Source organism: Terriglobales bacterium, assembly GCA_035651655.1.
Taxonomy (GTDB): domain Bacteria; phylum Acidobacteriota; class Terriglobia; order Terriglobales; family Acidobacteriaceae; genus DASRFG01.
Window position 1 is genome coordinate 1 of record DASRFG010000004.1, and the last position, 5,581, is coordinate 5,581.

Genomic DNA, 5,581 nt, shown 5'->3' on the forward strand with positions numbered 1-5,581 from the left:
CCAGAACCGGAAAGTGCACGTTAAATCGTTTAAATCGGGCTTGCCAAGTTGGCCCCCACATTGCACAATAGCCGCCCAAATACCTCAACCTTATAAGCGCAAGGTTGCTAGCAGCCACCTACAAGGAGCTTCCCATGCGTACAGCTCTGCTCGGTATTGCTGTATTCCTGTTAACCCTAGCTGCCTGGAGTCAGACCTCCACGACTTCGATCAGAGGCACCGTAACCGACAACAGCGGTGCGGCAGTCACGAACGCCAAGGTCACGTTATTCAATGCCGACCGCGGCATTCAGCGGACGACCACGAGTGGCGCCTCGGGAGAATACGAATTTCTGCAACTCCCTCCGGGCACGTACCAACTCCAAGTCGAGATGAGCGGCTTCCGCCGCTACGAGCAGAAGAATATCCAGTTGCTGGTGAATACCCCCACCACAGCAAATGTGACCCTTACGGTGGGCGCTACGAGTGAAACTATTGAGGTCACAGCGGAAGCGGCCCTGGTAAATACCACCGATGCATCGCTGGGAAATGCATTCAATGAGCGGCAGGTGAAAACGCTTCCGTTAGAGGGCCGCAACGTTCCTGACTTGCTGTCGCTACAGGCGGGTGTGACCTACACAGGAAATCGGCCCGATGCGAACCCAGGCGACACCCGCAGCGGTGCCGTAAATGGGGCGCACAGCGACCAGAGCAATATCACTTTGGACGGTGTTGACGTCAACGATCAGGTCACCGGTGATGCATTTCAGTCCGTCCTGCCAGTCACGCTCGACTCCGTGCAAGAGTTCCGGGTCACGACGACCAACTACAATGCCGACCAGGGCAGATCCTCAGGTGCACAGGTCTCCCTTATCACAAAGAGCGGCACGAATAGCTTTCACGGTTCCTTGTACGAGTACCATCGCAACACGTTTACCAGCGCAAATGATTGGTTCGTGAAGGCAGCACAGGTGGGCAGCGGAGCGCCCAACGTGCCCCCCAAGCTTATTCGGAACATTTTCGGTGGCTCTGTGGGGGGGCCCATTCAAAAAGATCGCCTGTTCTTCTTCATCAACTACGAAGGGTATAGGCAGCGGGAAGAGCACAGCACGCTACGCATTGTGCCCAGCGATTCCATGCGCGACGGCATAATCATGTACCAGTGTGCAACCTCCAGCCAGTGTCCGGGTGGCACGGTGCAGGGCCTGACGGGCCCACATTCCATCCCCGCAGGATTCGAGGGCCTAAACTCGGCGCAAATCGCCGGCATGGACCCCCTGCACATAGGCCCAAATTCGGTCGTGATGGCTTATCTTCAAGGCTTCCCCCATGGCAACGACTTGTCGGCTGGTGACGGGGTCAATTACGTCGGCTACAGATTTAAGGGGCCGGCCCCGACCAATAAAAATTGGTACATCGCGCGCGCGGATTACAAGTTGAACGCCGCCGGCACACACACGCTCTTCTGGCGCGGCGCGCTACGCAACGACACGCTGAGCGACGTTCCTTATTTGCCAGGTACTCGTCCCCTGAAGACAACGACTGACTTAAGCCGGGGCTACACTATCGGCTACACGGCCACGCTTCGACCAACGCTACTGAATAATTTCCGCTACGGATACACGCGGCAGAGTATCGGCATCAGCGGCAACAATGACTCACAACCGTTTATCTACTTCCGCGGACTCAACGACAACAGCACCGCCAACAATTCGAGTTTGGCCGTCGTGCGTAGCCGTAGCTACCAGACTCCCGTGCATAACTTCGTTGACGACGTCTCGTGGACGAAGGGTAAGCACAGCTTCCAGTTTGGTACGAATATCCGACTCATTCGAAACCCTAGGTCGAGTTTTCTGAACTCGTTTCCCGATGGCGTCACGAATGCTTCGGCGCTGGACACCGCAGCACTGGCCAACGCCGATAATCCATTGAACCCCGCCGCTGACCCCAGCGTCAGGCCCGGCCCGTACTACCCTGCAGTTGACTCGGGTTTCAACAATTCCTATGACTATCCGCTCATGACGATGATGGGCATCGTGAGCGAATTGGACGCGAGTTACAACTACACCAAGACCGGTGCCGTCCTACCGGAAGGCGCGCCGGTAAAACGGCATTGGGGTGCCGATGAATACGAATTCTATGTTCAGGATGCATTTCGCCTCAAACCAAACCTGACACTGACTTACGGGGTACGGTATTCGTTGTTCTCCCCGCCGTGGGAGACGACCGGCACGCAAGTCACACCAAGCATGAGTTTAGGTGACTGGTTTAAGCTGCGCGGTTCGAATATGTTCAAAGGAGTTGGATCGGGCGCAGATCCGACTATCTCCTTTGACTTGGCCGGCCCGGGAAATAACCGGCCCGGATACTACAAGTGGAGCACCAAAAACTTTGCCCCTCGTCTCGCCTTTGCCTATTCGCCACGGCCGGGCGGCGGTTGGCTAAAGTCATTATTTGGCGACGGGGATAAGACTGCCATCCGCGGCGGTTTCGGCATGGTATATGACCGCATTGGCGCTGGTCTTCTGAATACGTTCGATCAGCGGGGATCATTCGGATTATCCACGCAACTCTCGAATGACATCGTGCCCAGCGTCGCTACCGGACCGCGCCTTACCGGACTGAACACCATCCCGATTACGGATCAACTCGGTCGCGTGGTCTTCCCCGCTGCGGCTCCGGGCGGATTTCCCTATACTCCACCCCCCGGAGGAACGGGACTCGCTATCTACTGGGGATTGGATAACTCAATAAAGACTCCTTATTCCTATACTCTGGATTTCTCAATTGCACGCGAGCTGCCCAAGAATATGAGCTTTGAGATTTCCTACGTCGGGCACCTGGCCCATCGACTACTGGCGCAGGAAGACGTGGCCATGCCCTTGAACCTGATGGATCCAAAGACTGGAGTGACCTACTTCCAGGCGGTTCAGGCGCTGGCGAAGCTGTATACCTCTCCAAACGCGCCAGCTGCCTCCCAGGTAACGCCGGCGATGGTCGGCCCCACAGCGGCGTATTGGGCCAATGTCATTACTCCGCTGAAACCGGGTGATCAGTACGGGATGTCGTGCGGTTCTGGGAGTACCGCCACAGCGTTGCAGGCGGCCTATGAACTGTTCTCCTGCTACTCCAACTTCGGCGGCGAAACCACTGCGCTCGGAGTGCTTGATTTCTATGGATCCGACTTTTCGGGCGTAGCAGGTATTGCGGGAGTGAATCCGAGCACCGGGAATTTTTCCGGCAATTACTATCCCGCCATCGGCGGCGCAAACACGTTTTTCAACAGCCAGTTCCACTCGTTATATGCCTGGCGCTCTGTGGGCAACGCGAGTTACAACGCAATGCAGGTCAACTTCCGGAAACGGATGTCGCAGGGCCTGCAGTTTGATTTCAACTACACCTACTCCAAATCGATCGACCTGGCGTCAGATGCTGAGCGGGTCGATGCCTGGAGCGCACTCAGCGGAAACATCATTAACTCATGGTCCCCAAATCAACTTCGGGCGGTTTCCGACTTCGACACCACACACCAGTTCAATTTGAACTGGATTGCTGAGCTTCCGTTCGGCAAGGGAAGATTGCTGGGCCACAATGCTCACGGTGCACTCGATGCTGTGATCGGCGGCTGGCAACTAACAGGTCTTGCACGATGGACTAGCGGTTTCCCGATTAGCATCTCCAACGGAGCCATCTGGCCAACGAACTGGCAGCTAGGTGGCGAAGCTGTGCAAACTGGGCCCGTGCAAACGGGCGTCTACAGGACTGCGGAAGGCAAGGTGAACCTATTTAAGGACCCCCAGGGTCCAACCGGAATTGGCGCGTTTCGACACGACATTCCCGGCGAGAGTGGAATGCGAAATACCCTCCGCGGTCCCGGTTTCGCGGGTCTTGATGCCGGCCTCAGCAAACGCTGGGTCATGCCCTACTCGGAATCTCACAATCTGGAGTTCCGCTGGGAAGTTTTCAACGTCTTGAATTTAACCCGTTTCGATGTGCAAACTTTGATTACGGGAATAGACGCTGGACCAGCGTTTGGCAACTTCCAAGGCGTGCTCACCAACCCCCGCGTGATGCAGTTTGCCTTGCGTTACGAGTTCTAGACTGGAATTGGTTGGTGTTAAGGAGCGGCTTTTGAGCCGCTCCTTTTTTTCGCAATCGAGCGCCGTGACATCAGTGTGGAGCTGCCTTCAGCCGCTCGGCTTCGGCGCGCTGGCGCTTGGCGTCCTCCTGACGGCCGAGCTGAGCGTAGGCATCGGCGAGAAAAAGGTGGGCCTCGACGGAAGTCGGTTGAACAGCAATCGCTTTCTCGAGATTGGGCAGCGCCTGCTCGGGAATTTTCTGTAGTGACAGAATGCGTCCCCGCAGCAGGTTTGCTCGGTAGTGGTTTGGATCGAGCCCGAGCGTCGTATCCAGTTCCTTCATCGCCTCAGGCACGCGATCGATACGGGCATACACGGCTGCCAGCGAGAAGTGAGCGTCCGTCCACCGAGGCGCCTTTTCGACGGCCGCTTCGAACTGCGGCGCGGCGGCATTCCAGTCTCCGGTCTCAAACAACGCGAGTCCCAGCTCATAGTGGCCCATGCCATTGTCCGGAAGGAGCTTGACCGCCTTCTGCAACGCACCAAGAGCTTCGGAATAATTGCGCAGTCTGGCCTGGGCGATGCCGTATTGCATGTTCGCGACCGGCATCTCGGGCTGCTCCTCTAAGACTCGCTTGAGCAGCGGGACAGCTTCCTGGTAACGCGCATCCTCGACGTCGAACATCGCATCGTGAAGCAGGTTGGAAACCTCGATCTTGTTCTTGGGATCGGCTCCCGTGAACAGCTTTTCCTCGCGCGCCGCGCTGGAGTCCGTCGAGCCCACATAGCCGAGCGCTGAAAGTTTCTGCATTTGTTCCGCATCAGGTTTGGCCAGTTCGACGAGTGTCTGGCTGGTCTTTTGATGGAAGTCAACAAGCTGCGCGGCGAGCGTATCGGCGACGGCTTTACTGGCAGCCGCGACATTGTGGGTCTCCGCCGGATCGGAGAGGCGATTGTAGAGCTCACGTTCCGGCGCCTGCACATACAAGTACTTCCCCGCGCGCAGAGCACGCAGCGAGCTCCAGCCAAATGCCCGATGGGGATACTCAGTCTCGGCGTACGCAACCCGGGTTTCAGGTATCGTCTTCGATCCCGCTGCACTCGCCTGGAACATCGATTCGAGCGGCTCGCCCTGCATCTCCTTGGGAAGTGTTACGCCCGCTTCGCGAAGAATGGTGGGCGCCACGTCCACCAGGCCAACAGGAGCGTCCACTCGGCGCGGTGCCGCCTTGTTTGCGGGAATCTTCAGCAGCAGCGGGACGTGCAGAGTCTCGTCATACAGAAAGACACCATGCGTGTTCTCGCCGTGCGCTCCCAGCGACTCGCCGTGATCGGCCATGACAGCAATCAGCGCGCCATCGTAGAGAGCGTGCGCACGCAGGACAGTCAGCAGCTTGCCGACGGCCGAATCGGTGTAGGCAATCTCGCCGTCGTAGGGCTGCGAGGCATACCGCTGCTTGTACGGGGCCGGCGGATCATAGGGATCATGCGGGTCATACATGTGGACCCACAGGAAAAATGGA

At 57.4% G+C, this 5,581-nt stretch carries 2 protein-coding genes; one reads left to right on the forward strand and one right to left on the reverse strand.

The genetic code is table 11. The features are described from left to right. The first annotated feature begins 134 nt into the window (after positions 1-134). Positions 135-4,079, forward strand: a complete 3,945-nt coding sequence (locus VFA76_02650) for a carboxypeptidase-like regulatory domain-containing protein (protein HZR30739.1) — start codon at positions 135-137, stop codon at positions 4,077-4,079. A gap of 70 nt (positions 4,080-4,149) precedes the next feature. Here VFA76_02650 and VFA76_02655 read toward each other — a convergent pair. After that, on the reverse strand, positions 4,150-5,581 hold a 1,432-nt coding region (locus VFA76_02655), incomplete at its 5' end, for a tetratricopeptide repeat protein (protein HZR30740.1).

Bases quoted from the DNA above. Each gene is read 5' to 3' on its own strand.
- VFA76_02650 (HZR30739.1), top strand. From the start codon at position 135: ATGCGTACAGCTCTGCTCGGTATTGCTGTATTCCTGTTAACCCTAGCT.